Source organism: Citrobacter sp. 21OH12SH02A-Citro, assembly GCF_027919895.1.
Taxonomy (GTDB): domain Bacteria; phylum Pseudomonadota; class Gammaproteobacteria; order Enterobacterales; family Enterobacteriaceae; genus Citrobacter; species Citrobacter braakii.
In genome coordinates this window covers 3,135,300-3,160,457 of the sequence record NZ_CP114801.1, presented here as the reverse complement: position 1 = coordinate 3,160,457, position 25,158 = coordinate 3,135,300, and the positions used below count along the sequence as shown (strand labels likewise).

General features: G+C 53.6%; 22 protein-coding genes. 12 read left to right on the top strand and 10 right to left on the bottom strand.

Features of this window, described 5'->3' with window-relative positions; all coding sequences use genetic code 11:
• Positions 1-122: 122 nt before the first annotated feature.
• Positions 123-251: a manganase accumulation protein MntS gene (mntS, locus tag O6D90_RS15400; RefSeq protein ID WP_016152374.1), complete on the bottom strand. Its 129-nt coding sequence runs from the start codon at positions 249-251 to the stop codon at positions 123-125.
• A gap of 186 nt (positions 252-437) precedes the next feature.
• On the opposite strand from mntS, the gene mntR reads away from it, so the two are divergent.
• A complete protein-coding gene (gene mntR / locus O6D90_RS15395) occupies positions 438-911 on the top strand; it encodes a manganese-binding transcriptional regulator MntR (protein WP_016156071.1) in 474 nt (157 codons plus the stop codon).
• Positions 908-2,017 carry an anion transporter gene (locus O6D90_RS15390; RefSeq protein ID WP_016156072.1) on the top strand — a complete coding sequence of 370 codons (1,110 nt, stop codon included), beginning with the start codon at positions 908-910 and terminating at the stop codon, positions 2,015-2,017. The genes mntR and O6D90_RS15390 overlap by 4 nt, the downstream gene beginning before the upstream one ends.
• Positions 2,018-2,097: 80 nt before the next feature.
• Here O6D90_RS15390 and ldtB read toward each other — a convergent pair whose 3' ends face one another.
• Positions 2,098-3,018, bottom strand: coding sequence for a L,D-transpeptidase (ldtB, locus tag O6D90_RS15385; protein ID WP_003035268.1), 921 nt, complete (start codon positions 3,016-3,018; stop codon positions 2,098-2,100).
• A gap of 232 nt (positions 3,019-3,250) precedes the next feature.
• Between ldtB and O6D90_RS15380 the strand changes: the two genes are divergently transcribed.
• Complete coding sequence (locus O6D90_RS15380) at positions 3,251-4,843, top strand: ABC-F family ATPase (RefSeq protein WP_016156073.1); 1,593 nt, start codon at positions 3,251-3,253, stop codon at positions 4,841-4,843.
• Between the two features lie 143 nt (positions 4,844-4,986).
• Here the strand turns inward: O6D90_RS15380 and O6D90_RS15375 are convergent, their stop codons facing one another.
• From O6D90_RS15375 to O6D90_RS15360, 4 genes are all read right to left on the bottom strand, one after another.
• On the bottom strand, positions 4,987-6,249 hold the full coding sequence (locus O6D90_RS15375) for a DUF1479 domain-containing protein (RefSeq protein WP_016156074.1): 1,263 nt from the start codon (positions 6,247-6,249) through the stop codon (positions 4,987-4,989).
• Between the two features lie 153 nt (positions 6,250-6,402).
• Positions 6,403-7,218: a Cof-type HAD-IIB family hydrolase gene (locus O6D90_RS15370; RefSeq protein WP_016156075.1), complete on the bottom strand. Its 816-nt coding sequence runs from the start codon at positions 7,216-7,218 to the stop codon at positions 6,403-6,405.
• A 121-nt stretch (positions 7,219-7,339) separates the two neighbouring features.
• Positions 7,340-9,772, bottom strand: a complete 2,433-nt coding sequence (locus tag O6D90_RS15365; protein ID WP_016156076.1) for a glycyl radical protein — start codon at positions 9,770-9,772, stop codon at positions 7,340-7,342.
• A gap of 5 nt (positions 9,773-9,777) precedes the next feature.
• The gene (locus tag O6D90_RS15360; RefSeq protein ID WP_016152383.1) at positions 9,778-10,677 is read right to left on the bottom strand and encodes a glycyl-radical enzyme activating protein; all 900 of its coding nucleotides are present in this window, start codon (positions 10,675-10,677) and stop codon (positions 9,778-9,780) included.
• A 132-nt stretch (positions 10,678-10,809) separates the two neighbouring features.
• Here O6D90_RS15360 and fsa point away from each other — a divergent pair, with 132 nt between their 5' ends.
• Positions 10,810-11,472, top strand: a complete 663-nt coding sequence (fsa, locus tag O6D90_RS15355; protein ID WP_016156077.1) for a fructose-6-phosphate aldolase — start codon at positions 10,810-10,812, stop codon at positions 11,470-11,472.
• Positions 11,473-11,591: 119 nt separating this feature from the next.
• Here the strand turns inward: fsa and moeB are convergent, their stop codons facing one another.
• Together moeB and moeA are read right to left on the bottom strand one after the other, a co-directional pair.
• A complete protein-coding gene (gene moeB / locus O6D90_RS15350) occupies positions 11,592-12,341 on the bottom strand; it encodes a molybdopterin-synthase adenylyltransferase MoeB (protein ID WP_016156078.1) in 750 nt (249 codons plus the stop codon).
• A complete protein-coding gene (gene moeA / locus O6D90_RS15345; RefSeq protein ID WP_016156079.1) occupies positions 12,341-13,576 on the bottom strand; it encodes a molybdopterin molybdotransferase MoeA in 1,236 nt (411 codons plus the stop codon). Before moeA ends, moeB begins: the two co-directional genes overlap by 1 nt.
• 176 nt (positions 13,577-13,752) lie before the next feature.
• Between moeA and O6D90_RS15340 the strand changes: the two genes are divergently transcribed.
• The 6 genes from O6D90_RS15340 (at position 13,753) to gsiD (ending at position 21,005) form a co-directional block, all read left to right on the top strand.
• Positions 13,753-14,541: an aminoglycoside nucleotidyltransferase ANT9 gene (locus O6D90_RS15340; RefSeq protein WP_016156080.1), complete on the top strand. Its 789-nt coding sequence runs from the start codon at positions 13,753-13,755 to the stop codon at positions 14,539-14,541.
• Positions 14,542-14,733: 192 nt separating this feature from the next.
• Positions 14,734-15,699, top strand: coding sequence for a beta-aspartyl-peptidase (gene iaaA / locus O6D90_RS15335; protein WP_016156081.1), 966 nt, complete (start codon positions 14,734-14,736; stop codon positions 15,697-15,699).
• Positions 15,686-17,557, top strand: a complete 1,872-nt coding sequence (gsiA, locus tag O6D90_RS15330; RefSeq protein WP_016152389.1) for a glutathione ABC transporter ATP-binding protein GsiA — start codon at positions 15,686-15,688, stop codon at positions 17,555-17,557. Before iaaA ends, gsiA begins: the two co-directional genes overlap by 14 nt.
• A 28-nt stretch (positions 17,558-17,585) precedes the next feature.
• Positions 17,586-19,124, top strand: a complete 1,539-nt coding sequence (gene gsiB, locus O6D90_RS15325; RefSeq protein ID WP_016156083.1) for a glutathione ABC transporter substrate-binding protein GsiB — start codon at positions 17,586-17,588, stop codon at positions 19,122-19,124.
• A 46-nt stretch (positions 19,125-19,170) separates the two neighbouring features.
• Positions 19,171-20,091, top strand: coding sequence for a glutathione ABC transporter permease GsiC (gsiC, locus tag O6D90_RS15320; protein ID WP_016152391.1), 921 nt, complete (start codon positions 19,171-19,173; stop codon positions 20,089-20,091).
• A 2-nt stretch (positions 20,092-20,093) separates the two neighbouring features.
• Positions 20,094-21,005, top strand: a complete 912-nt coding sequence (gene gsiD / locus O6D90_RS15315; protein ID WP_016156084.1) for a glutathione ABC transporter permease GsiD — start codon at positions 20,094-20,096, stop codon at positions 21,003-21,005.
• Positions 21,006-21,062: 57 nt separating this feature from the next.
• On the opposite strand, the gene rimO is transcribed toward gsiD, so the two are convergent.
• Complete coding sequence (gene rimO, locus O6D90_RS15310; RefSeq protein ID WP_271143317.1) at positions 21,063-22,406, bottom strand: 30S ribosomal protein S12 methylthiotransferase RimO; 1,344 nt, start codon at positions 22,404-22,406, stop codon at positions 21,063-21,065.
• Positions 22,407-22,618: 212 nt separating this feature from the next.
• Between rimO and bssR the strand changes: the two genes are divergently transcribed.
• Positions 22,619-23,002, top strand: a complete 384-nt coding sequence (bssR, locus tag O6D90_RS15305) for a biofilm formation regulator BssR (RefSeq protein WP_016156086.1) — start codon at positions 22,619-22,621, stop codon at positions 23,000-23,002.
• 102 nt (positions 23,003-23,104) lie between these two features.
• Positions 23,105-24,202 (top strand): PQQ-dependent sugar dehydrogenase, encoded by a 1,098-nt coding sequence (locus tag O6D90_RS15300; RefSeq protein ID WP_016156087.1) that lies wholly within the window; start codon positions 23,105-23,107, stop codon positions 24,200-24,202.
• A 5-nt stretch (positions 24,203-24,207) separates the two neighbouring features.
• Here the strand turns inward: O6D90_RS15300 and O6D90_RS15295 are convergent, their stop codons facing one another.
• Entirely contained in the window at positions 24,208-24,834 is a 627-nt protein-coding gene (locus tag O6D90_RS15295) for a glutathione S-transferase family protein (protein ID WP_016156088.1), read from the bottom strand.
• Between the last annotated feature and the right edge of the window lie 324 nt (positions 24,835-25,158).

The following is a 25,158-nucleotide window of genomic DNA, read 5'->3' as shown; positions in this document are numbered from 1 at the left end:
TACTAAGAAATTGTTTTGCGAGGGGCGTGGCAAAACTGACAAAAAGAAGGGTTATTGGCACGAAAACGATCACCGTATCCGAGTTACGGCAGGAAAATGAAGCGGCGTGCCGCGACGCCGCATTATTTATCTGCAGGTTTATCCTGCTCTGGTTTGCTGTTAATCATGTCGCACAGCATAGAGATCAGCATTAACCGTACTTTAAAGGGAGAGTGGCTAAACACGCGTATACACCTCTTAAATTCATTCATATAAACCTCCTGACTTCACGATCCCATCAGTCCTTGAGGGATGTCTTTATTATATACAGATATAGCACAGGCTATATTATATAGCTATTGCTAAAACGTTAATTTTTTGTGCCCACGCAACTCTGGTTTACAATGAGCGTTCTCTAATCAGATGCCGTTAACGCGTCACAGTAACGAGGAAGCAGAATGAGTCGTCGCGCAGGTATGCCAACAACAAAAAAAGTGACGCAATTGGTGAATGTCGAAGAACACGTTGAAGGATTTCGTCAGGTCCGGGAGGCACATCGCCGTGAGCTGATTGATGACTACGTAGAGCTGATTTCCGATCTCATTATTGAGGTGGGTGAAGCGCGCCAGGTAGATATGGCAGCACGGCTTGGGGTTTCCCAGCCGACGGTTGCTAAAATGCTTAAGCGTCTTGCTTCAGTTGGGTTGATTGAAATGATCCCCTGGCGGGGCGTGTTTTTAACCGCAGAAGGTGAACGACTGGCTCAGGAGAGTCGGGAGCGTCACCAGATTGTGGAGAATTTCCTGCTGATGTTAGGTATCAGCCCGGAAATTGCCCGTCGCGACGCGGAGGGAATGGAGCATCACGTCAGTAAGGAAACGCTGGAGGCTTTTAGCCGGTTTACGCAACAGCAAGGTGCTGGCTCTGAATGAGTTTTCCTTTACTACGCGCCTTACAGCGCGATCGCTTTTTTCAGCTGTTAATCATCGTCGGGGTTGTACTGAGCCTGTTCGTGCCATTTACGCCACGGTCGTGGCCGGGGGCGATAGACTGGCACACGATTATTACGCTTAGCGGCCTGATGTTACTGACCAAAGGCGTGGAGCTAAGCGGTTACTTCGATGTGTTAGGGCGCAAGATGACCCGGCGCTTTAACACCGAACGTCAATTGGCGATATTTATGGTGCTGGCGGCGGCGCTGCTGTCGACGTTTCTGACCAACGATGTTGCGCTGTTTATTGTTGTTCCGCTGACGATCACCCTGAAAAAATTGTGTGCCATTCCTGTAAATCGCCTGATTATCTTTGAGGCGCTGGCGGTAAACGCCGGATCGTTGCTCACGCCAATAGGTAATCCGCAAAACATTCTGATGTGGGGACGCTCCGGCTTATCGTTTACCGCGTTTACCTGGCAGATGGCGCCGCTTGCGGGGACCATGATGCTGACGCTGGTGGTGCTGTGCTGGTTGAGTTTCCCGCATAAAGCATTGCATTATCATACCGGTACGCGCGCGCCTGACTGGCAACCGCGCCTGGTGTGGAGCTGTCTGGGGCTGTATATCATTTTCCTGGCGGCACTGGAGTTAAAACAAGAGCTGTGGGGCCTGGCGATCGTTGCGGCAGGATTCATGGTGCTGGCTCGCCGCGTGATCCTCAGCGTGGATTGGACACTGCTGTTGGTGTTTATGGCGATGTTCATTGATGTGCACTTGCTGACGCAACTCCCGGCCTTGCAGGAGATTACCCACCAGATTGGCACGCTGTCAGCACCGGGGCTTTGGTTGACGGCCATTGGCCTGTCGCAGTTTATCAGTAATGTTCCCAGCACGATTTTGCTGCTGAACTACGTCCCGCCAACGCTGCTGCTGGCCTGGGCGGTCAATGTGGGCGGTTTTGGGTTGTTGCCGGGATCGCTGGCGAATCTTATTGCTTTACGGATGGCAAACGATCGACGGATCTGGTGGCGTTTTCATTGGTATTCGGTGCCGATGCTGATATGGGCGGCGCTGGTAGGGTATGGTTTATTGCAGGTGATGTGAGGATTGTGCCCGATGGGGCTGGCGCTTATCGGGCCTACAGGTTAAGTAGGCCCGATAAGGCGAAGGGACAGTTTTGATGCTTAGTTCAGACGAACCGGCATACCTGAACGGTTCTGTACCGCCTGCTCAACGACGGCCTGATCGACGTCAGACTGACCGGTGATGCTGGTAATGCTCTTGTTCAGCGTAATCGGTACGATTTCCCCGCCTTCGAACTGTGCTTCAGTGGTGGACAGTGGGTTGTGTACCTCGATGTAACGGCTGCCGTCTGGTTCAGTCGTGGCTTTTACCGGCTCATCGATAAACTGTACGCGGGTGCCGACCGGCACATTTTCAAACAGGAATTTGATGTCGTCGTTACGCAGACGCACGCAACCGTGGCTGACGCGTAAGCCGACGCCGAAGTTAGCATTGGTGCCGTGGATGGCGTACAGGCGACCGATATACAGCGCGTACAGGCCCATCGGGTTATCCGGACCTGCCGGAACAACAGCTGGCAGCGGTTCGCCCGCAGCGCGGTATTCCGCATGCATTTTTGCCGTTGGCGTCCAGGTTGGGCCCGCTTTTTTACGTTCTACTTTGGTGGTCCAGTTGATTGGCGTGTCTTTGCCCAACTGGCCAATACCGATCGGCAGAACAATAACGGTGTTGGTGCCTTTCGGGTAGTAGTACAGACGCATTTCAGCGCTGTTAATAACAATACCTTCATGCACGGTATCCGGCAGGATCAATTGCTGAGGTATGTTCAGGACGGTGCCGCCCTTCGGCAGGAAGGTATCCACGCCCGGGTTGGCTTCCAGCATATTAGACAGACCCATCTGATACTCCGCCGCAAAATACTCCAGCGGTTGGGTGTTGCCTTCAGGAATAGTGATGACCTGGTTTTGGCCGATCAAACGGCTGCCATCGGTAGGCAGCGGGTACGTGACGGCAGAAGCGGTGTTACAAAAACCAACTATTGCGAGTGCCGCCGCGAAAAGCGTTGTTAATTTCATATTCATGTTCATGTATGCGAGATTCAGTGCCAGGCAGGCTAGTGGGTTGAGATTTATGTAGTGTTGGGCACGCATTATATGTGCAATCTGAGCAACAAGGAATTCGGATGTGTACTAAATCACATTTTTTTCCTTTTGCTTTCACTTTATCCCTTCAGCATCAAGGCGCGATCTTATTGCAGACTTATGGCATAATAAGCGGTTCGTCACATATTTCTTTCTCTTTCAGGATACGCCAGTGTTAGTTTCCAGCAACGTCACCATGCAGTTCGGCAGTAAGCCGCTGTTTGAAAATATTTCCGTCAAATTTGGCGGCGGCAACCGTTACGGCCTGATTGGCGCGAACGGTAGCGGTAAATCCACTTTTATGAAAATTCTCGGCGGCGACCTCGAACCGACGCTGGGCAACGTTTCCCTCGATCCGAACGAGCGTATTGGTAAGCTGCGTCAGGATCAGTTCGCCTTTGAAGAGTTCACCGTGCTTGACACCGTGATCATGGGTCATGGTGAACTGTGGGAAGTAAAGCAGGAGCGCGATCGCATTTACGCCCTGGCCGAAATGAGCGAAGAAGACGGCTATAAAGTTGCTGACCTTGAAGTTCAGTATGGCGAAATGGACGGCTACTCTGCGGAAGCGCGTGCGGGTGAACTGCTGCTGGGCGTAGGTATTCCGGTAGAACAGCATTATGGCCCGATGAGCGAAGTCGCCCCCGGCTGGAAGCTGCGTGTGCTTCTGGCACAGGCGCTGTTCTCTAACCCGGACATTCTGCTGCTCGACGAACCAACGAACAACCTGGATATCGACACCATCCGCTGGCTGGAGCAGACGCTGAACGAGCGTGACAGCACCATGATCATCATTTCGCACGACCGTCACTTCCTGAACATGGTCTGTACGCACATGGCTGATCTGGACTACGGCGAACTGCGTGTTTATCCGGGTAACTACGACGAATATATGACGGCGGCAACCCAGGCGCGTGAACGTCTGCTGGCTGATAACGCCAAGAAAAAAGCGCAGATTGCCGATCTGCAATCCTTCGTCAGCCGCTTTAGCGCCAACGCATCTAAATCTCGTCAGGCGACTTCTCGTGCGCGTCAGATTGATAAAATCAAGCTTGACGAAGTGAAGGCGTCCAGCCGTCAGAACCCGTTCATCCGCTTCGAACAGGATAAGAAACTGTTCCGTAACGCGCTGGAAGTGGAAGCGCTGACGAAAGGGTTTGATGAAGGTCCGTTGTTTAAAAACTTTAACCTGCTGCTGGAAGTTGGCGAGAAAATTGCCATTCTTGGTGCCAACGGCGTGGGTAAATCAACCATGCTGAAAACGCTGGTCGGCGAATTACAGCCGGATAACGGTACCGTGAAATGGTCTGAAAACGCCCAGGTTGGTTACTACGCTCAGGATCATGAGTACGAATTCGAAAACGATTTGACGGTCTTCGAGTGGATGAGTCAGTGGAAACAGGAAGGCGACGATGAGCAGGTAGTACGTAGCTTCCTTGGTCGCTTGCTGTTCAGCCAGGACGATATCAAGAAACCTGCTAAAGTGCTGTCCGGTGGTGAAAAAGGACGCATGCTGTTCGGTAAGCTGATGATGCAGAAACCGAATATCCTGGTAATGGATGAACCGACCAACCACCTGGATATGGAATCTATCGAATCGCTGAACATGGCGCTGGAAATGTACCAGGGCACGCTGATCTTCGTTTCTCACGACCGTGAGTTCGTCAGTTCGTTGGCAACCCGCGTGATTGAAATTACGCCGGAACGCGTAATCGACTTCACCGGTAACTACGAAGATTATCTGCGTAGCAAGGGCGTCGAATAATTTTCCCGTCGTCTTTCGTGTTACAGGTGTGTTGGCTGCACCTGTACACCCCGGTCACTTACTTGTGTAAGCTTGCGGGGATTTACAGGCTGGCCGCCTTCCTGTAACGCGAAATACTTAGGGAAACTTGTGTAAGTTACAGATTAAATAATCCCCAGCGCACGCTTGCCATGGATATTCAAATCATCCAGCGTGAAGCGTCCTTCCCAGTGAGTTTCATAATCCTCGCGTGGGAAATCACCCGGCGATACGCCTTTTTCCAGCGCGGCCTTCACTTTATGGGCGTAGGCCAGATTCTTTTCGCACATCGGTGCGGCAGGGATGTACATCACGTTGCCCCAACCCTGCTGATTTTCTACCGGCGCGACGGAGTGGATCACATCGCAATGCCACCAGACGGAGTCTCCGGCGTCCAGTTGCGGAATGCTGGTTAACGCTTCAATCAGTAGCGGATGCCATTGCGCAGAAATCGGCAGAACTCTGCCGGGCGCAACGCCGCAAAGTTCATCTTCCGGCACATCGTCAAGCAATGGACGTAACAGTACCCAGGCCATCGCTTCAGGGATAGGGACCACGTGCAACAACCCCTGACCTGGCAGCATATCAGAGAGAGCAGTCCAGCCCTGGAAGGTACGGAATACTGAACATTTGGTGGTGTTATCCACCGTGTACTCTTCTACTTCAGTGCGATGCGCGGCCTGCCACGGGTCGTAGTCTTCCAGCTTGCCATTGAAAACATTAGCAAAGACCTGCTGATATGCCGGCAGAAGCCAGCGTTCCAGCGCACCGGAATCCGTATGCGCGCCCAGCCCTTTGGACGTCGTTCCCGGTGGACGACGGCGTATGCGGTCGGGGTAGATAACGCTGACATCCGGGTTAAACCATTGCTTACCTTCGCCTGCAAATGTCCAAAGACGGTTGAGAAATGACTGCGCATTTGCCATTTCTTCACTCTGACGGGCCTGCATCTGCGCCTGGGACCAGTAGATGGGGTAGATTTCAGGTCGCGACGCGCTCAGGGTACCAAAGAAATTATCGCCCGGTCCTTTGTAAATGTCGTCAAAATGGTTGTGGTCCAGATAGTCCAGCATTGACCTATCCCAATCGAGGGCTTGTTCGCGAGAGAAATGGCCTTTAATGACCGCGCATCCGCGACGCTTAATTTCTTCACGCTGCTCAGCACTCACGCGACCCGCCTTGATATCCGCATAGGACAACACAGGCCATACCGGAGAGCCTTGCGCTTTGAGGGCGTTGATTTCCGCCACGCGATTGGCAATGGCCTCGCTCAACTGATTGAAAATCAACTGAACATCTCCAAGCTGTTCACGCAATTGCTTTTTCATCTGCCGGATTGCCGCTTTGTGATCGGTGGGCAACGTGTCGCTGGTAAAAGTAAAAGCCATATCCACCTCGCATTAACTTTCATTCGAAACTGATTTAACTTACAGGTGATAATATAAGTTAAAATTTAGTTAACGCAAGTTTAAAATTTGATGGTGTGAGAAACATGAAAAAGCGTGGAAACCGGGGCAAGGGGATACCCCGGTTGGGCAGGATTAGCAATTAAAAGGGGAAGTGTTATCCAGCACCGCCTGAATCACGTTCAGCGCGCCCTGATGGTTATTGTCGTCGGTCTGATAGCGGGCAATCGATTTGATACTCTCTGCCGCGTTGGCCATGGCGAAAGAGTAGCGCGCCATTTTCAGCATTTCTGCGTCATTGCCGCTATCGCCAATGGCGACCACGTTTTGCGGGGATAGGTTCCAGCGCTTTAGCAGACGGCTGATTCCGTTGGCTTTATGCAAGCCTGGAATGATCAGGTCAATAAACCCAAAGCCGCTGGTGACGGGTTTCATTATACCGTCAAGGGCAGAATGAAGGTGATCGATCACTAATGGGATTTGTTGGTCCGGTAAATTCAGCGAGAACTTAAACAGCACATCATCGATGTCCTGATAATCCTTCACGGGTTTCAGGCGATGGTAGTGTTTTGACATCAATGCGACAAAGGACTCGGGGGCATTTTCGCTAACGTAGGCGCTTTGCAGGCCGCAAGCCACAAAGTTGAGATGCGTATCTTTGAGCAGTTCGCCAATGACAATGCGGGATTCGTGGCGGGTCAGCTCACCGTGAAACAGCTGTTTGCCATGTTCAAAGACTAACGCCCCGTTCTCGGCAACAAAAGAGATCTCATCTTTGAGTTCCGGGAAAAAGGAGATCAGTTGGTAATACTGATTGCCGCTGGCCACGACAAATTCAATATCTCGTTTTTTCAGTTCCTGATACTGCGCCATAAAACGTGCATGATCGTATTTTTTGGCGTCGTCGAGAAAAGTTCCGTCCATATCAGTGACGATAACTTTGATGGTCATACTTGCTCCTGGCTCATAACTGCGACCAGAAACATTTTAATAACAATGTGAGCTAAAGCACAAATTTATTTCATTCGAAAGAAGAATACCCGGCAAGCGAAATGCCGCCGGGTAAGGGGGATTACAGCATATGTTCAGTACGTGCGATGATATCGTCCTGCGCATCTGGAGACAGCGCGGTGAAGAAGGCCGAATAACCTGCTACACGGACCACCAGGTCACGATACTGATCCGGGTGCTTTTTGGCTTCCAGCAGCGTTTCACGGGAGACAATGTTGTACTGAATATGCCAGCCTTTGTGCTCTTCAAAGAAGGTACGCAGCAGGATCATCAGCTTCTGCTTATCGGATTCATTCTCCAGCGTGGCCGGGTTCAGCTTCTGGTTTAACAACACGCCGCCGAGGATTGAACCGGTCGGCAGTTTACCCACCGAGCCAATTACCGCTGTTGGGCCGAGATGGTCCGTTCCGGAAGCCGGGCTTGCGCCTTCTGCCAGCGGAGTGTGCGCCTTACGACCATCCGGTGTGGCCATCGTTGCCGCGCCAAACGGTACGTTTGCGGAGATCGATGAGGTACCCGCGTAGTAATTGCCGCCAACCGGGCCACGTCCGTAACGCGGATTATGATACTGTTTCAACTCATTGATATAGGTCTGATAAGCGCGGGCCAGCAGCGTATCAACGCTATCGTCATCGTTGCCGTATTTCGGTGCGCCGTTGATCAGCCGCTGGCGTAATTGTTCGTGGGTCAGACCGTCAAAATCGTCGGCCAGCGCGGCGGCCAGCTGTTGCTGACCGATAGCGCCTTGTTCAAAGACCAGTTTCTTCACCGCAGCCAGGCTGTTGCCGAGGTTGGCAATACCCACCTGCAAACCCGATACCCAGTCGTATTTCGCACCGCCTTGCTTAATGCTTTTCGCGCGTTCAATACAGTCATCTACCAGCGCAGAGCACAGAATATCGTGTACGTTCTCTTCCAGCATGGTGTCGACAACATACTCAATTTCGATAGATTTACGCGTGTAGTAGCGAATCTGCGCATCCCAGGCGTCCATCACTTCGTCGAAATTGTTGAAGTTACCAGCCGAGAGTGCTTTTTCCTGTGGCAGAAATACTTTACCGCTGGTGGCATCGCGACCACCTTCCAGCGCTGCCAGCATCACGCGGGCAAAGTTAATAAAGCTCATACCGGTACAGCGGTAGCCCCATTTGCCGCCAACGGCGGTTTCGATGCAACCAATGGCCGCATAGTCATAGGCGTCCTGCGGTTCAATGCCAAGCTTAATGAATTCAGGTATGACGATTTCGTCGTTATTAAAGGCAGGCATCCCGAAGCCGCAGCGGATCACCTGTACACAGGCATCCAGGAAATCATTACTCATCCCTGCATGATAACGCACGCTCAGGTTTGGCTGAGTAGAACGCAGGCGACCGCAGGATTCCAGAATGGCGTAGGAGAGCGGATTGACAGCATCCATTGCCTGACCGTTGACCAGGTTTTGGCCACCAATGGTCACATTTTGATACAGCGGGCTACCCGCCGAGGCTTTCGAATGGGAGCCAGAGCGGATTTTGTTCACTTCCAGCAGTTTCAGCCAGCAGCTGTGTAGCAGCTCAATGGCGTGCTCACGATCGAGGCTCTGGTTCAGTTCTACGTCACGACGGTAGAACGGATAGAGGTACTGATCCATGCGACCAAACGACACTGAGTGACCATTCGATTCAATTTGCAGGATCAACTGGATGAAATAGCACAACTGCAGCGCCTGCCAGAACGTTTTTGGCGGCTCATGGGCGATAACATCGCAGTTGTCCGCCATGGTCAGCAGTTCATCACGACGACTGGCGCGAGTTTCCGTGGCCGCCATTTTACGTGCCAGCGCGGCAAAGCGCTCAATGTGCAGACTGACGGCCTCCAGCACGATATCAATCGCTTTCAGAAACTGATCGCCATGAAGGTCTTCCAGACATGTCAGATTGATGCGGGAACGACGTTCATCAACTTTGTGGCGCAGGCCGTCGAGACCTTTTTCCAGCAGCAGCGGGAAGTTTACCGCCAGGTGTGCATCACCAGAGGTCATGTTACCTTCGGCTTTGATAATGCCGGTTTCCAGCAGCCCTTTCTGCTCGTCCGTAAACATCCCGTAGCAGCGATCCTGCACGGTCTGACCACGCCACCATGGACACACCTCGTGCAATACGCGTTTGTTCTCTTCGCTTACCGCAAAGCCCGCGCCCGGCCTGTCGGCGAGGTCATCGATCTCTTTTTCAATCCACGACACGGTGTATTCCGGGAAGATTGGCGCGGCACGCACTTCGCTTGCCTGGTTACCAATGATCAGTTCGTCATGCTTGATCCAGATGGTGCGTTCCGCCAGATGATGGGCCAGCGCCAGCGCGCGGCGGACCGGGATAGGTTTATCCAGATGCTGTTGATACATCTCGGTATAGTGCTGGGCGCGCTCGGTACAAACCGGCGGCTTCACGATGTGGATCAGGGCCGTTTTATGCGCTTTGATACGTTCGCTGAGTGTGTCCAGTTTCAGAGTGGTCATGGCGATTATCCTCGTAGGGTCGCGGTTAAACCTTTCAGGCTGGCGTACTGCTGGGCAAATTCGAGCAGTGCAGGCGCATCAAGCGGTTTATCCGGTGCGTTGTAGGGTTGACTGAGTAAGTGGTATTTGTTGATGCCCAACGTGTGGTAGGGCAAAAAATGGATCTCATCGACGTGAAGCTCGTCGGCAGCAAAGTCGGTAATGGCCTGAATAGCGGCTTCGTCAGCGTTGAACCCCTGAATCAGGGGGACGCGGATAACCATTTTTTTACCGGCGGCGGCCAGTTTTTTCAGATTTTCCAGTACGCGAGAGGCGCTGCCATCGGTCCACTGTTTAAACGGCGCGTCGGCGACATGTTTTAAATCGGCCAGGAACAGGTCGACGTCAGGTAATGACGGTTCAATATACTTCCACGGGACATGCAGACAGGTTTCAACCGCTGTATGAATACCTGCATCGTGGCTGGCTTTGAGCAGCGCTGCCGCCAGTTCTGGCTGCATAAAGGGTTCACCGCCAGACAGGGTGAGGCCCCCGCCGCTGCGATCGTAAAACGGTTTATCACGCACTACGGTCGCCATGATGTCGTCCACGCTTTTTTCCTCTCCGCAGACGGTCAGCGCCTGGGTTGGACAGCAGTGGGTCAGCGCCGTGAGCGCATCATCGGTCAGTTTTTCGCGATGAATCAGCAATCCGCTCAGCGCGCGTTCAATCACCTTCGGTGCAGCCTGAGCACAGAGATCGCAACCGTCGAGGCACAAACGTGCGTCATAGAGCAGATCCTGCGTGCGGGCGCGGCTTTCCGGATTCTGGCACCACCGACAGCCCAGTGAGCATCCCTTAAGGAACACCACAGTACGGATACCGGGACCATCATGTGTGGAATAGCGCTGGATATTGAAAATCATAAGCGGCCTCTCGTCTTTCGTATAAAGATTAAATTACTTTCGAATGAAAGTTATATTGACGTACGTCAACTAACCGTGAGGTTTCGCCGTGCTACCTTTTATTCATGCTAATTATTCGTTTGAGGAAAGGTTATGGAACTCTATTTAGATACGTCTGACGTTGACGCGGTAAAAGCTCTGGCGCGGGTTTTTCCGCTGGCAGGGGTGACCACTAACCCAAGCATTGTGGCGGCAGGTAAGCAGACGCTGGACGTGTTACTGCCGCAACTGCAGGAAGCGATGGGAGGGCAAGGACGCCTGTTTGCTCAGGTAATGGCGACCACCGCCGAAGGCATGGTCAGAGATGCGCGTAAGCTGCGGGCAATCATTGCGGATATCGTGGTCAAAGTGCCGGTCACGGCAGAAGGTCTGACGGCCATTAAATTGCTGAAAGAAGAAGGGATCCCGACGTTGGGTACCGCGGTATACGGCGCTGCTCAAGGGCTATTAGCTGCGCTTGCGGGGGCCGAATACGTTGCGCCATACGTTAACCGTGTGGATGCGCAGGGGGGGGACGGCATTCAGACGGTGACCGATCTGCAGACCTTACTGAAAATGCATGCCCCGCACGCCAAAGTACTGGCCGCCAGTTTTAAAACGCCGCGTCAGGCGCTGGATTGCCTGCTGGCAGGCTGCGAGTCCATCACGCTGCCGCTGGATGTCGCTCAGCAGATGATTAGCTCTCCGGCCGTTGATGCTGCCGTAGCGAAGTTCGAGCACGACTGGCAGAGCGCATTTGGACGCACTTCTCTGTAAGTCTGTTTAGCCGGATGGCGGCTGACACCTTTTCCGGCCTACACAATGCGCTGTTGTAGGCCTGATTGGAGGCATTAGCATCGCCCTCTGGCAATAGTGTGGTGCCGACGATTTCTCTGCTAACTCCCGCAGACCTCACAGGTGGGATTGCGCATCAGCTTCATTTCGCGAAACTGGCAGGTCATGGCGTCGTACATGACGATTTTTCCTGAAGCCGGTTTACCGTAGTTAGCCAGCAGCTTAATGGCTTCCATCGCCTGTAACGAGCCGATCACGCCGATCAGCGGGGCCATCACTCCGGCCTCTACGCAGGTCAGGGCGTTTTCACCGAACAGACGGCTCAGGCAACGGTAGCAGGGCTCTCCTTCCTGGTAGGTAAATACGGTAATTTGTCCTTCCATGCGAATTGCCGCACCGGAAACCAGCGGAATCCTGGCGGCGAAGCATCCGGCATTCAACTGATTGCGGATGCTGACATTATCCGTACAGTCCAGCACCAAATCGTGTTCGGTAATAAGCGTGTGAATCTCGCTCTCGTCCAGCAGGGCATTCACCGGCGTAATGGCGATATAAGGGTTAATCCGCGCCAGTGCGTCGCGGGCGGATAGCACTTTTGGCTGTCCAACGGTCGCATCGCTGTGCAGCGTCTGGCGCTGGAGGTTCGACACGGAGACTGTGTCAAAGTCGAGCAAGGTTAAATGCCCGACGCCAGCGCCTGCAAGGTACTGAGTTGCTGCGCATCCCAGTCCCCCCACACCAACGACCAGTACCCGCGCGTCCTTGAGCGCTTCCTGACCTTCGAAATCGAAGCCGCGCAGAATGATTTGCCGGTTATAGCGCATCATCTCCTGGTCGCTGAGTTCTGCCATTACAGGCCTCCAAACAGTGCGTTAAACGGCTCGACCTCAACCCATTCGCCGGCTTCGACGTTACCGCGATCGCGCTCCAGCACGATAAAACAGTTACCCTGGCTAAAAGAGCTAAAAATATGCGAGCCCTGGTGCCCGGTCGTGGTGACTTCCAGTTCGCCTTCAGCGGTACGCTGCAATACGCCGCGCTGAAAATCCAGACGGCCAGGTGTTTTCTTCAGGCGTGAGGCGGTGCGCACGCGCTGGCGAGGCGGCAGTCCACAGGCGGTGTTGCCGCTGAGTTTCGCCAGGAGCGGTTGTACCAGTTGATAAAAGGTGAGGGCCGCAGACACTGGATTACCCGGCAGACCGCAAAACCAGCTGTTGCTCAGTTTGCCAAACGCGAACGGTTTGCCCGGTTTGATGGCCAGCTTCCAGAAGGCAATTTCTCCCAGCTCTTCCAGAATAGTTTTAGTGTAATCCGCTTCGCCTACTGAAACGCCGCCGGAGCTGATGACGACATCGGCCTGGCTGTCGGCTTCGATAAACGCGGCACGCAGCGCGTTGGGATCGTCGCGAATAATCCCCAGGTTGATCACTTCGCAGCCCAACTGTTGCAGCATCAGGTGAACGGTCAGACGGTTAGTGTCATAAATCTGCCCGTCTCCCAGCGGCTGACCTGGTAACTGCAGTTCATCACCGGTAGAGAACAGCGCCACGCGGACTTTGCGTACAACGGGAGCATCGGCAACACCGAGCGAAGCCAGAACGGGAAGCTCGGCGGTTGTCAGCCGAGTCCCGGCGGGAAACACCACCGCGCCGTTTGCAATATCTTCACCGCGCAGACGAATATTTTGCCCGCGGCGGACTTCGGCGGTAAAACGCACCCCGTCCTCAGTTTGTTCCGTTTGCTCCTGCATCACCACCGCTTCACAACCAGCAGGCACTGGGGCGCCGGTCATAATACGGATGCAGGTTCCCGCAGGCCACTCGCCATGGAAAGGCTGACCGGCAAAGGCTTTACCCGCCACAGCAAGCGGCTGATCAGATTGTAAATCGGCTAATCGTACCGCATAGCCATCCATTGCTGAGTTATCGAATCCCGGTACATCAATGGGGGAGACAACGTCGGTGGCCAGAATACGGCCAAAGCATTGAACCAGCGGCAGCGTTTCGACGGCGGTGAGCGGGGTAATACGCGAAAGCATCTGAGAGAGAGCCGTTTCAAGCGGCATCAGTCCGGCGGTAAATTCCATGAGAAGACTCCTGCGGGGCAAAATCGAATCTGCTCATTATGTCAGAAAATGGACGCGGGCAGTATGCTACCTCAGGCTTAGAATCAGATCTGGTAAAGGTTTTGTGCCAGGGATAGCGCTGCAAGAAGAATGCAGTATAGACTCAATATTTCCGCTCATTTTTCCCTGGGGGCTAAATGGCTAATATTATTCCAGACGCAATTCGACGACAGGTGGAGGCCGCCAGTGCGTGCATCCGCCAGATTTTCGCGGGGAATCTCATTGCCCTTCATTTGTATGGCTCTGCGGTTGAAGGCGGCTTAAAACCCCAAAGCGACATTGATTTATTGGTCACCCTGCGTGAACCAATAAATGCCCGACAAAGAAAAAAACTGATGCAGGATTTGCTGACCATTTCAGCGCCTCCCGGCACCTCCGGGCCATATCGTGCGCTGGAAGTGACCGTGGTTCTGCACTCGCAGATCGTGCCGTGGCGATTCCCACCGGCGAGAGAAATGCAGTTTGGCGAATGGTTGCGTGATGATATTCGTGCTGGCGTGTTTGAACCGGCAATGGTGGATGCTGATCTTTCTATTCTGCTGACCCAGGCCCGGCGCGCCAGCGTACCGCTGTTCGGTGAACCGGCTGAGACGTTATTTAACGTCATTCCGTTTAGCGATGTATTGCAAACATTTCGGCATATCCTTGAGATGTGGCAGAAACCGGCTGATTTAGAGGGGGACGAGCGTAATATCATCCTTGCTCTGGCACGTATCTGGTATAGCGTGGTTACGGGTAATATTGTCGCTAAAGATGAGGCCGCATCCTGGCTTCTGCCGCAATTACCCGCTGAGCATGCTGATTTGCTGCAAGCGGCGCGTGCCGAATATCTGGGGTTAACCAAACATAACTGGGCAGCGTGTATGCCGTTTGTAGAACGCTTTGTGTTTTATGCAAAAAAACAGATTACCGATCGGCTTGAATAATTTAGCACCAACGTCGAGAGATCTCCTTTCCGTTAAACACATCTGAATGGCCTGATGAGACGGGGTGTGAGGTGCGAGCCTTTACCTTTACATGACGTCTGCATCTTTCTATATTCAAAAATCGAATCAATAAGTCACCGAAATTCTGATATTTATAACCCCCCGGTACCCGCCACCTAATGGACGAATAAAATGGGTAAAGCAGTCATTGCAATTCACGGCGGCGCAGGGGCTATCACCCGCGCGCTACTGAGCCAGGAGCAAGAATTGCGTTATATACAGGCGCTGTCGGATATCGTTGAAACCGGCCAGCGGATGCTTGAAGACGGTCGTAGCGCACTGGATGTGGTCACCGAAGCCGTGCGTTTGTTGGAAGAGTGTCCGTTGTTTAATGCCGGAATTGGCGCGGTGTATACCCGTGATGAAACCCATGAACTGGACGCCTGTGTGATGGACGGTAATACGCTAAACGCGGGAGCCGTCGCCGGGGTTAGCCATCTGCGCAACCCAATTCTCGCGGCTCGCCTGGTGATGGAGCACAGTCCCCACGTCATGATGATAGGTGAAGGGGCTGAAAACTTTGCCATTGCGCAGGGTATGGAGCGCGTTTCGGCGGATATTTTCTCGACGCCAGAACGCTACGCTCAACTGCTGGCAGCGCAATCGGCGGGTGAAACGGTGCTGGATCATAGCGCGACCCCGCTGGATGAAAACAACAAAATGGGTACTGTGGGTGCGGTCGCGCTGGATATGTTTGGCAATCTGGCGGCGGCAACATCGACCGGCGGGATGACCAACAAATTACCGGGTCGGGTAGGTGACAGTCCGCTGGTCGGCGCTGGCTGTTATGCCAATAACGCAAGTGTGGCCGTTTCCTGCACCGGAACCGGTGAAGTCTTTATTCGTGCGCTGGCGGCCTATGACATTGCGGCGTTGATGGACTATGGCGGCCTGAGTTTATCGGAGGCGTGCGAACGCGTAGTAATGGAAAAATTACCGGCGCTCGGCGGTAGCGGCGGTTTAATTGCCGTCGATCACGAGGGCAACGTCGCCTTGCCGTTTAACAGCGAAGGCATGTACCGTGCCTGGGGATATGCAGGCGATACGCCAACCACCGGTATTTATCGGGAAAAAGGAGATACCGTTGCCACACAGTGATGAGCTTGACGCCAGCGACGTGCTGGCAGTCAGCAACCTGAACATTGCCTTTGAGCAGGAGCAGCAGCGCATCAGTGCGGTGCGTAATCTGTCATTTCGTCTGAAGCGTGGTGAAACGCTGGCGATAGTGGGCGAATCCGGTTCAGGAAAGTCGGTAACAGCCTTGTCGCTGATGCGTTTGATTGAACAGTCAGGCGGCGAGGTGAGCTGCGATGAAATGCTCCTTCGACGCCGTAACCGACAGGTTATTGAGCTGGGTGAACAGAGCGCGTCGCGGATGCGTCACGTGCGTGGCGCGGATATCGCCATGATCTTCCAGGAGCCCATGACATCGCTTAATCCGGTATTTACCGTGGGTGAGCAGATTGCTGAGTCAATCCGTTTGCATCAGGGGGCCAGCCACGAAGAGGCGATGGTGGAAGCGAAACGGATGCTCGACCAGGTGCGTATCCCCGAGGCGAAGGCTATTTTATCGCGCTATCCGCACCAGCTTTCTGGCGGCATGCGCCAGCGGGTAATGATCGCCATGGCGCTATCGTGTCGCCCTGCGGTTTTAATTGCCGATGAACCGACTACCGCGCTGGATGTCACTATTCAGGCACAGATCCTGCAACTGATAAAAGTGTTGCAGCAGGATATGTCGATGGGAGTGATCTTTATTACCCACGATATGGGCGTCGTGGCGGATATTGCCGATCGCGTGCTGGTGATGTATCAGGGCGAGGCGGTAGAAACCGGCAGCGTTGAGCAGATTTTTCACGCTCCCCAGCATCCTTACACCAAAGCGCTGCTGGCAGCCGTGCCGCAGCTTGGGGCGATGACCGGACAAGCGTACCCGCGCCGGTTTCCTCTCATTTCGTTACACGATCCCAGTCATGTAGAACCACAGACTGAACAGGATACCGTGGTTGAAGGCGAGCCTATTTTGCAGGTACGTAATCTGGTGACGCGTTTTCCGCTGCGCAGCGGCATTCTTAATCGGGTGACCCGCGAGGTGCATGCGGTGGAAAACGTCAGCTTTGACCTGTGGCCCGGAGAGACGCTCTCGCTGGTGGGGGAGTCAGGCTGCGGGAAATCCACCACCGGTCGGGCGCTGCTACGTCTGGTCGAGTCTCAACGCGGGGAGATTGTTTTCAACGGACAGCGTATCGATACCCTGGCCGCCAGTAAGCTACAGCCGCTGCGTCGGGATATTCAATTTATCTTTCAGGACCCCTATGCTTCGCTCGATCCGCGTCAGACCGTGGGATATTCCATTTTAGAACCGCTGCGGGTGCATGGGCTACTGCAAGGCGATGCGGCGGCAAAACGGGTTGCATGGCTGCTGGAACGCGTAGGATTGCTCCCTGAGCATGCCTGGCGCTATCCGCATGAGTTTTCCGGTGGGCAGCGTCAGCGGATCTGTATTGCCCGGGCGCTGGCGCTCAATCCCAAGGTGATTATTGCCGATGAGTCAGTTTCGGCGCTGGATGTCTCAATTCGCGGGCAAATTATCAACCTGTTGCTCGACCTCCAACGAGAAATGGGGATTGCGTACCTGTTTATTTCCCACGATATGGCGGTGGTGGAGCGGATCAGTCATCGGGTGGCGGTGATGTACCTTGGGCAAATCGTCGAGATCGGCACCCGACGCGCGGTGTTTGAAAATCCGCAGCATCCGTACACCCGCAAACTGATGGCGGCAGTCCCGGTCGCCGATCCCTCACATCACCGGCCCCAGCGCGTGCTGCTGTCGGATGATATCCCCAGTAATATCCGCAAACGCGGTGAAGAGATTTCCCCCGTTTCACTCCAGCAAGTTGGCCCGGGGCATTATGTTGCGCGTGGGCAACCAGAAAATGCGCTTTCGCGTTTATAACAGGCAGGCAGGGTTTAAGGAGAATAACATGACAAAAATTGTTGCTCGAAAATGGCTGGTTGCTGTGGGAGTGGCCTCTGCGCTGGCCGTCACACCTGGCTGGGCCGCCAAAGATGTAGTAGTGGCGGTAGGATCCAATTTCACCACCCTCGATCCCTACGACGCAAACGACACGTTGTCGCAGGCGGTAGCGAAGTCCTTTTACCAGGGGCTGTTTGGCCTTGATAAAGAGATGAAGCTGAAAAATGTACTGGCGGAGAGTTATACGGTTTCTGATGATGGCCTGACTTATACCCTTAAGCTGCGACAGGGTGTGAAGTTTCAGGACGGCACCGACTTCAACGCCGATGCGGTTAAAGCTAACCTCGACCGGGCCAGCAACCCGGAAAACCATCTGAAACGCTACAACCTGTATAAGAATATCGATAAAACCGAGGTCGTCGATCCGTCGACGGTGAAGATAACGCTGAAGCAGCCGTTCTCTGCATTTATCAATATTCTGGCGCACCCGGCTACGGCGATGATCTCTCCCGCCGCGCTGGAGAAATACGGCAAGGAGATCGGTTTCCATCCCGTGGGGACCGGGCCCTATCAGCTTGAGACCTGGAATCAGACGGATTTTGTAAAGGTTAAGAAGTTCGCGGGTTACTGGCAGCAAGGGCTGCCAAAGCTGGATACGATTACCTGGCGTCCGGTGACCGACAACAACACGCGTGCGGCAATGCTGCAGACCGGGGAAGCGCAGTTTGCCTTCCCGATCCCTTACGAGCAGGCGGCGCTACTGGCGAAGAATAAAAACCTGGAACTGGTGGCCAGTCCGTCTATTATGCAGCGTTACATCAGCATGAACGTCACGCAAAAACCGTTCGATAACCCGAAGGTGCGTGAAGCGCTGAATTATGCCATCAACCGTCAGGCGCTGGTGAAAGTGGCGTTTGCCGGTTACGCGACGCCAGCAACCGGCGTTCTCCCACCGTCGATCGCCTATGCGCAAAGCTATACGCCATGGCCATACGACCCGGCAAAAGCGCGCGAACTGCTGAAAGAAGCGGGTTATCCGAACGGTTTTACCACCACGCTATGGTCTTCTCATAACCATAGTACCGCGCAAAAAGTGCTGCAATTTACCCAGCAGCAACTGGCTCAGGTGGGCGTTAAGGCTCAGGTGACGGCGATGGATGCCGGTCAGCGCGCGGCGCAAGTCGAAGGTAAAGCGCAGAAAGAGAGCGGGGTACGCATGTTCTACACCGGCTGGTCTGCCTCTACGGGTGAAGCAGACTGGGCGCTGTCACCGCTGTTTGCATCTCAAAACTGGCCGCCAACGCTGTTTAATACGGCGTTCTACAGCAATAAGCAGGTGGACAGTGATTTAGCGGCAGCGTTGCAAACCAACGATCCGGCCCAGAAAGCGAAGCTGTACAAGGATGCGCAGGATATTATCTGGAAAGAGTCGCCGTGGATCCCACTGGTAGTGGAACAACTGATTTCGGCGCACAACACCAGATTGACCGGGTTCTGGATCATGCCGGATACCGGATTTAGCTTTGATGATGCGGATTTAAAATAAGCTATTCATCCGGCCCCGCCACGCAGGGGCCGGCGAAGGGAGTGTGATGCTTAACTATGTTTTCAAGCGCCTGCTGGGGTTGATTCCAACTCTGTTGATCGTAGCGGTGCTGGTATTTTTATTTGTTCACCTGCTACCCGGCGATCCGGCCCGGCTGATTGCCGGACCGGAGGCTGATGCTGAGGTGATCGAACTGGTGCGTCAGCAGTTGGGTCTGGACCAGCCGCTGCATATTCAGTTCTGGCATTACATTACTAACGTGTTGCAAGGCGATTTTGGAACCTCAATGGTTTCTCGTCGCCCGGTCTCCGAAGAGATAGCCAGTCGTTTTATGCCATCGCTATGGCTGACCATTGCCAGCATGGCGTGGGCGGTGTTATTCGGCATGACGGCAGGGATCATTGCTGCTGTATGGCGCAATCGTTGGCCGGACAGATTGAGTATGACGCTCGCCGTCACCGGGATCTCTTTCCCGGCGTTTGCGCTCGGCATGCTGCTCATGCAGATATTCTCCGTTGAGCTTGGCTGGTTGCCCACCGTTGGCGCTGATACCTGGCGGCACTATATCCTCCCGTCTATTACCCTGGGTGCGGCGGTGGCTGCGGTGTTAGCCCGGTTTACCCGCGCTTCGTTTGTCGATGTGCTCAGTGAAGACTATATGCGTACCGCGCGGGCCAAAGGGGTGAGTGAAACCTGGGTGGTGTTAAAACATGGTTTGCGTAATGCGATGATCCCGGTGGTCACCATGATGGGGCTACAGTTTGGCTTTTTGCTTGGCGGCTCGATTGTGGTTGAAAAGGTGTTTAACTGGCCAGGGCTTGGGCGGCTGTTGGTGGACTCAGTCGAAATGCGCGACTACCCGGTGATTCAGGCCGAGGTGCTGTTGTTTTCTCTGGAGTTTATTCTTATTAACTTAGTGGTGGATGTGCTCTATGCCGCCATTAATCCGGCAATCAGGTACAAGTAAGGATGCGATTTTTTAACTGGCGCCGACAGGCGATTTTAAATGCGATGCCCCTTGTTAAGCCTGAGCAGATACGCACGCCGTGGCATGAATTCTGGCGTCGTTTCCGTCGCCAGCGCATGGCGATGTTAGCGGGGTTATTTGTCGTGCTGCTGATAATGGTGGCGATTTTTGCTCGCTGGTTAACGCCATTTGATGCCGAGAATTACTTCGATTATGACCGTCTGAATGACGGACCGTCGATGCTGCACTGGTTCGGCGTTGACTCGCTGGGGCGGGATATTTTTAGCCGCGTGCTGGTGGGGGCGCAAATCTCGCTGGCGGCGGGGGTCTTTGCCGTATTTATTGGCGCAGCGATTGGCACCGTGCTGGGTCTGCTGGCGGGATACTACGAAGGCTGGTGGGATCGACTGATTATGCGTATCTGCGATGTGCTGTTCGCCTTTCCGGGTATTTTGCTGGCGATAGCCGTGGTCGCTGTGCTGGGCAGCGGCATTGCAAACGTGATTATTGCCGTGGCCATTTTCTCCATTCCGGCCTTCGCGCGGCTGGTGCGCGCAAATACGTTGGTGCTAAAGCAGCAGACCTTTATTGAATCCGCGCGCAGTATTGGCGCCAGCGATGCGACCATCATCTTCAACCATATCTTGCCGGGTACGGTTTCATCGATCGTGGTCTTTTTTACCATGCGAATTGGCACGTCGATTATCTCTGCCGCGAGCCTGTCATTTCTGGGATTGGGTGCGCAGCCGCCGACCCCGGAGTGGGGGGCAATGCTCAATGAAGCCCGCGCTGATATGGTGATCGCGCCGCACGTGGCGATTTTCCCGGCGGTGGCGATATTCCTGACGGTGCTGGCGTTTAACTTACTCGGAGATGGTCTGCGCGACGCGCTGGACCCGAAAATTAAAGGATAAATCACAGGGCCGGATAAGAGGTAACGCTTATCCGGCCTACAGTTGGGTTGCGCTTATTTAAACGCGGGTGCCCCACAGATCGTATTCATCAGCGTTTTCGACCTTCACGCGGATGATATCGCCAGGTTTCACCTTGGTTTCGCCATTCAGGTATACCGCGCCGTCGATTTCCGGGGCGTCAGCCATGCTGCGTCCAATCGCGCCTTCTTCGTCAACTTCATCAACGATAACCAGAATTTCGCGGCCCACTTTTTCCTGCAAACGTTCAGCGGAGATTTGCTGTTGCAATTGCATAAAGCGGTTCCAGCGTTTCTCTTTCACCTCTTCCGGGATTTGGTCCGGCAGGTCATTGGCGCCAGCGCCTTCTACCGGGCTGTATTTAAAGCAGCCCACGCGGTCCAGACGTGCTTCCTTCAGGAAGTCGAGCAGCATCTGGAAGTCTTCTTCCGTTTCACCCGGGAAACCGACAATGAAGGTTGAGCGCAGCGTCAGTTCAGGGCAGATTTCACGCCACTGCTTGATGCGTGCCAGTTGTCTGTCCACGGAGCCTGGGCGTTTCATCAGCTTAAGAATACGCGGGCTGGCATGCTGCAGCGGGATGTCCAGATACGGCAGGATTTTCCCTTCCGCCATCAGTGGGATCACGTCATCAACGTGCGGGTAGGGATAGACGTAATGCAGACGAGTCCAGATCCCCAGTTTTGATAACTGCTCGCACAGATCAACCATGCTGGTTTTGACCGGCTCGCCGTTATGGAAACCGGTGCGATGCTTCACATCCACGCCGTACGCGGAAGTATCCTGAGAAATAACCAGTATCTCTTTTACGCCCGCATCCACCAGACGTTTGGCTTCGCTGAGGACGTCGCCAATCGGACGGCTCACCAGATCGCCACGCATCGACGGAATAATGCAGAACGTGCAGCGGTGGTTGCAGCCTTCAGAAATTTTCAGATAGGCATAATGACGCGGAGTGAGCTTGACGCCCTGTTCAGGAACCAGGCTCAGGAACGGGTTGTGCTTTGGTTTGGGCACATAGTGGTGAACGTGCTCCAGAACCTGTTCGTAGCTATGCGGCCCGGTGATTTCCAGCACCTTCGGGTGGACTTCACGGATCTGATCGACTTTCGCGCCCAGACAGCCGGTGACGATCACCTTGCCGTTTTCGTTCAGCGCTTCGCCGATTGCTTCCAGCGACTCCTGAACCGCGCTGTCGATAAAGCCACAGGTGTTAACGATAACCATATCCGCGTCGTCGTAGCTTGGCACAACATCATAGCCTTCGGTACGAAGTTCGGTCAGGATGCGTTCAGAATCGACGAGGTTTTTCGGGCAGCCGAGGGAGACAAAGCCGATTTTCGGCTGGTGGGTTACATTGCTCGTAGCGTAAAAATTGTTCAGTTATTGGAATATTCAGGGCACGGATTCTACAGAGTTCTGAATAAAAATTGTATCGCAATCTCATACCATCAGTCGCCACGCCCGGCGTGGAATTAAAGATTATTTGTAAATTATGTTAATTTTCGGTGATGGATTGATCCTGGACACGACTTTGTTCAAAAAATGACCATACTATTAAGTTGCACCATAGTTGGAAAGAGGAGGAACAAAGTATGGTTGTTGACAGACTGAGAACCGATCTTCTCAACAAATTGATAAACGCCCGTGTCGAACTTGCCGCTTATCTGCTGTTGAGAAAAGCGAAAGGCTACATGTCAGTCAGCGAGAGCGATCGTCTGCGTGATAATTTTTTTGCACTGAATCGCGAATTGCACGAGCAATCACAGCTTCACGGTATGCATCTTGATCAGGAAGAGTGGAATGCCCTTCATCGTGCTGAAGGGGCGTTAGCCGCCGCCGCTGTTTGTCTTATGAGTGGACATCACGATTGTCCAACCTTTATCGCCGTTAACGCAGAGAAACTGGAAAACTGCCTGACAACGCTGACGCTAAGTATCCAGTGTTTGCAATCTTATTCAACGCTGGAACACGTCTGAATCAGGGGGAGGGCGCTCCCCCTTTTCGTTAAGATTATGTAAATGTGGCGGGATAATTCCCCTTGCTGGCTACGCTTTATGCAGAGCCATTAAGGAGGTGTTATGCGTCGACTCTTTCTCTGTGCTGTCCCACTCGCGCTATTTTCCTCTTATGCCGCCGCGGTAGAGGTGGAAGTGCTGCAAACTAAACTCGATCATCCGTGGTCGCTGGCGTTTTTACCCGACAATCGCGGTATGATCATTACGCTCAAAGGCGGCCAGCTTCGACTTTGGCAATCTGGAAAGGGGCTTTCCGACCCGCTAACCGGCGTACCCAAAGTCTGGGCGAATGGTCAGGGGGGATTGCTTGATGTGGCATTAGCACCGGATTTTAAACAATCTCGCCGGGTGTGGCTTAGTTTTGCTGAAGCTGACGGTGAAGGTAACGCCGGGACAGCGGTTGGCTACGGACGATTGAGCGACGATCTTAAACATCTGCAAGGGTTCCAGACCATTTTTCGCCAACAGCCGAAGCTTTCCAGCGGAAACCATTTTGGCGGACGTATGGTTTTTGATGGCAACAGTTATCTGTTTATTGGTCTTGGTGAAAATAATCAACGTTCTACCGCACAGGATCTGGATAAGCTGCAGGGCAAGGTCGTACGACTGACCGATGAGGGAAAAATTCCGCCGGATAATCCGTTTGTGAAGCGGGCAGGAGCACGGGCAGAGATTTGGTCATATGGTATCCGCAACCCGCAAGGGATGGCGATGAATCCCTGGAGCGATACGCTGTGGCTTAATGAGCATGGTCCACGCGGGGGCGATGAAATCAATATCCCGGAGAAAGGGAAAAACTACGGCTGGCCGCTTGCGACCTGGGGCGTTAACTACAGTGGTCTTAAAATCCCCGAAGCAAAAGGCCCAATTGTTGCTGGAACAGAGCAACCCATCTTTTACTGGGAAAAGTCACCGGCGGTCAGCGGAATGGCTTTTTATAATAGCGATACCTTCCCACAGTGGCGGCAGAAGTTGTTCATTGGCGCGTTGAAAGATAAAGAAGTGATCGTGTTGAGCGTCAAAGGGAATGCCGTCACCGAAGAGGGGCGTCTGTTGCAGGAAAGAGGGCAACGGATCCGTGATGTGCGCGTCGGACCAGACGGGTACTTATACGTACTAACCGACGAGTCCGACGGGGAATTACTGAAAGTGAGTCCCTGATTTAGTTAGCTGACCGGGATCATCACGACTTTTTGAAACGCCGGACGTTCGGTCAGTTGCTGATACCAATTCTCCAGATGTGGGCGCGGGGTCCAGCTCAGGCCAACGTTGAACAGGTTATAGATAAACGGCGCAACGGCGATATCGGCAGTGCCAAATTCAGCCCCGGAGAACCATGGCTGGTCCGCCAGCGCGTTATCCAGAATGGCAAACAGGTTATCGCACACCTGACTACCCGCCTCGATTGCCGCCATGTCGCGTTTCTCGGCAGGGGTTCTGACCAGGCCAAACAAGATAACCCGATGCGCAGGACTTAGCGTCTGGTTTGCCCAGTCCATCCATTTTTCACCGACGGCGCGCGCGGCCGGGGCGTCAATCCACAAACGCTTTTGTCCGTACTGAGCTGCCAGATAGCGGACAATGGTATTGGATTCCCACAGAACAACGTCCGTTTCATCATCACGTAGTAGCGGGACCAGTCCGTTCGGGTTGAGTGCCAGATAGTCGGCATCGCGGTTACCGCCATGCTGTCCGCCCGCCAGAATTTGGTTATACGGCAGTTCCAGTTCCTCGAGCGTCCACAATACTTTCTTTACGTTGGTCGAGTTATTGCGACCCCACAGTGTAATCATAGTAACCCCGCAAATTAATTGAGCAGCTTTATGGCTGCAGATGCCATCTGACTAGCCCACATGGTGGGGTAAACCTAATATTTACGCAACAAAGTCTAAAAAAATCGTGCCGGGAGCAGCGCAGCGCGGTGTTATTGCATAAACTTTAAAAACTTTACCAACTTACGGTTTCTTTAAGCTCGTTAGTGCGTTATTACTCACCGCACTTATTTTACACGTCATCCATCAGACCTTTTCTGCATGGGTTGGCCAGGGTCGCCTGGCCGGTTTTGTGTAAACACGGTGTGGTATGACGTGGTTTTTTGGAATGGATACTCGGGTGGC

What these genes read in the sequence shown, in the direction of transcription:
- mntS (WP_016152374.1), bottom strand. Translation starts at nt 251, where the DNA reads ATGAATGAATTTAAGAGGTGTATACGCGTGTTTAGCCACTCTCCCTTT.
- mntR (WP_016156071.1), top strand. Translation starts at nt 438, where the DNA reads ATGAGTCGTCGCGCAGGTATGCCAACAACAAAAAAAGTGACGCAATTG.
- O6D90_RS15390 (WP_016156072.1), top strand. Translation starts at nt 908, where the DNA reads ATGAGTTTTCCTTTACTACGCGCCTTACAGCGCGATCGCTTTTTTCAG.
- ldtB (WP_003035268.1), bottom strand. Translation starts at nt 3,018, where the DNA reads ATGAATATGAAATTAACAACGCTTTTCGCGGCGGCACTCGCAATAGTT.
- O6D90_RS15375 (WP_016156074.1), bottom strand. Translation starts at nt 6,249, where the DNA reads ATGGCTTTTACTTTTACCAGCGACACGTTGCCCACCGATCACAAAGCG.
- O6D90_RS15370 (WP_016156075.1), bottom strand. Translation starts at nt 7,218, where the DNA reads ATGACCATCAAAGTTATCGTCACTGATATGGACGGAACTTTTCTCGAC.
- O6D90_RS15365 (WP_016156076.1), bottom strand. Translation starts at nt 9,772, where the DNA reads ATGACCACTCTGAAACTGGACACACTCAGCGAACGTATCAAAGCGCAT.
- O6D90_RS15360 (WP_016152383.1), bottom strand. Translation starts at nt 10,677, where the DNA reads ATGATTTTCAATATCCAGCGCTATTCCACACATGATGGTCCCGGTATC.
- fsa (WP_016156077.1), top strand. Translation starts at nt 10,810, where the DNA reads ATGGAACTCTATTTAGATACGTCTGACGTTGACGCGGTAAAAGCTCTG.
- moeB (WP_016156078.1), bottom strand. Translation starts at nt 12,341, where the DNA reads ATGGCAGAACTCAGCGACCAGGAGATGATGCGCTATAACCGGCAAATC.
- moeA (WP_016156079.1), bottom strand. Translation starts at nt 13,576, where the DNA reads ATGGAATTTACCGCCGGACTGATGCCGCTTGAAACGGCTCTCTCTCAG.
- O6D90_RS15340 (WP_016156080.1), top strand. Translation starts at nt 13,753, where the DNA reads ATGGCTAATATTATTCCAGACGCAATTCGACGACAGGTGGAGGCCGCC.
- iaaA (WP_016156081.1), top strand. Translation starts at nt 14,734, where the DNA reads ATGGGTAAAGCAGTCATTGCAATTCACGGCGGCGCAGGGGCTATCACC.
- gsiB (WP_016156083.1), top strand. Translation starts at nt 17,586, where the DNA reads ATGACAAAAATTGTTGCTCGAAAATGGCTGGTTGCTGTGGGAGTGGCC.
- gsiC (WP_016152391.1), top strand. Translation starts at nt 19,171, where the DNA reads ATGCTTAACTATGTTTTCAAGCGCCTGCTGGGGTTGATTCCAACTCTG.
- gsiD (WP_016156084.1), top strand. Translation starts at nt 20,094, where the DNA reads ATGCGATTTTTTAACTGGCGCCGACAGGCGATTTTAAATGCGATGCCC.
- bssR (WP_016156086.1), top strand. Translation starts at nt 22,619, where the DNA reads ATGGTTGTTGACAGACTGAGAACCGATCTTCTCAACAAATTGATAAAC.
- O6D90_RS15300 (WP_016156087.1), top strand. Translation starts at nt 23,105, where the DNA reads ATGCGTCGACTCTTTCTCTGTGCTGTCCCACTCGCGCTATTTTCCTCT.
- O6D90_RS15295 (WP_016156088.1), bottom strand. Translation starts at nt 24,834, where the DNA reads ATGATTACACTGTGGGGTCGCAATAACTCGACCAACGTAAAGAAAGTA.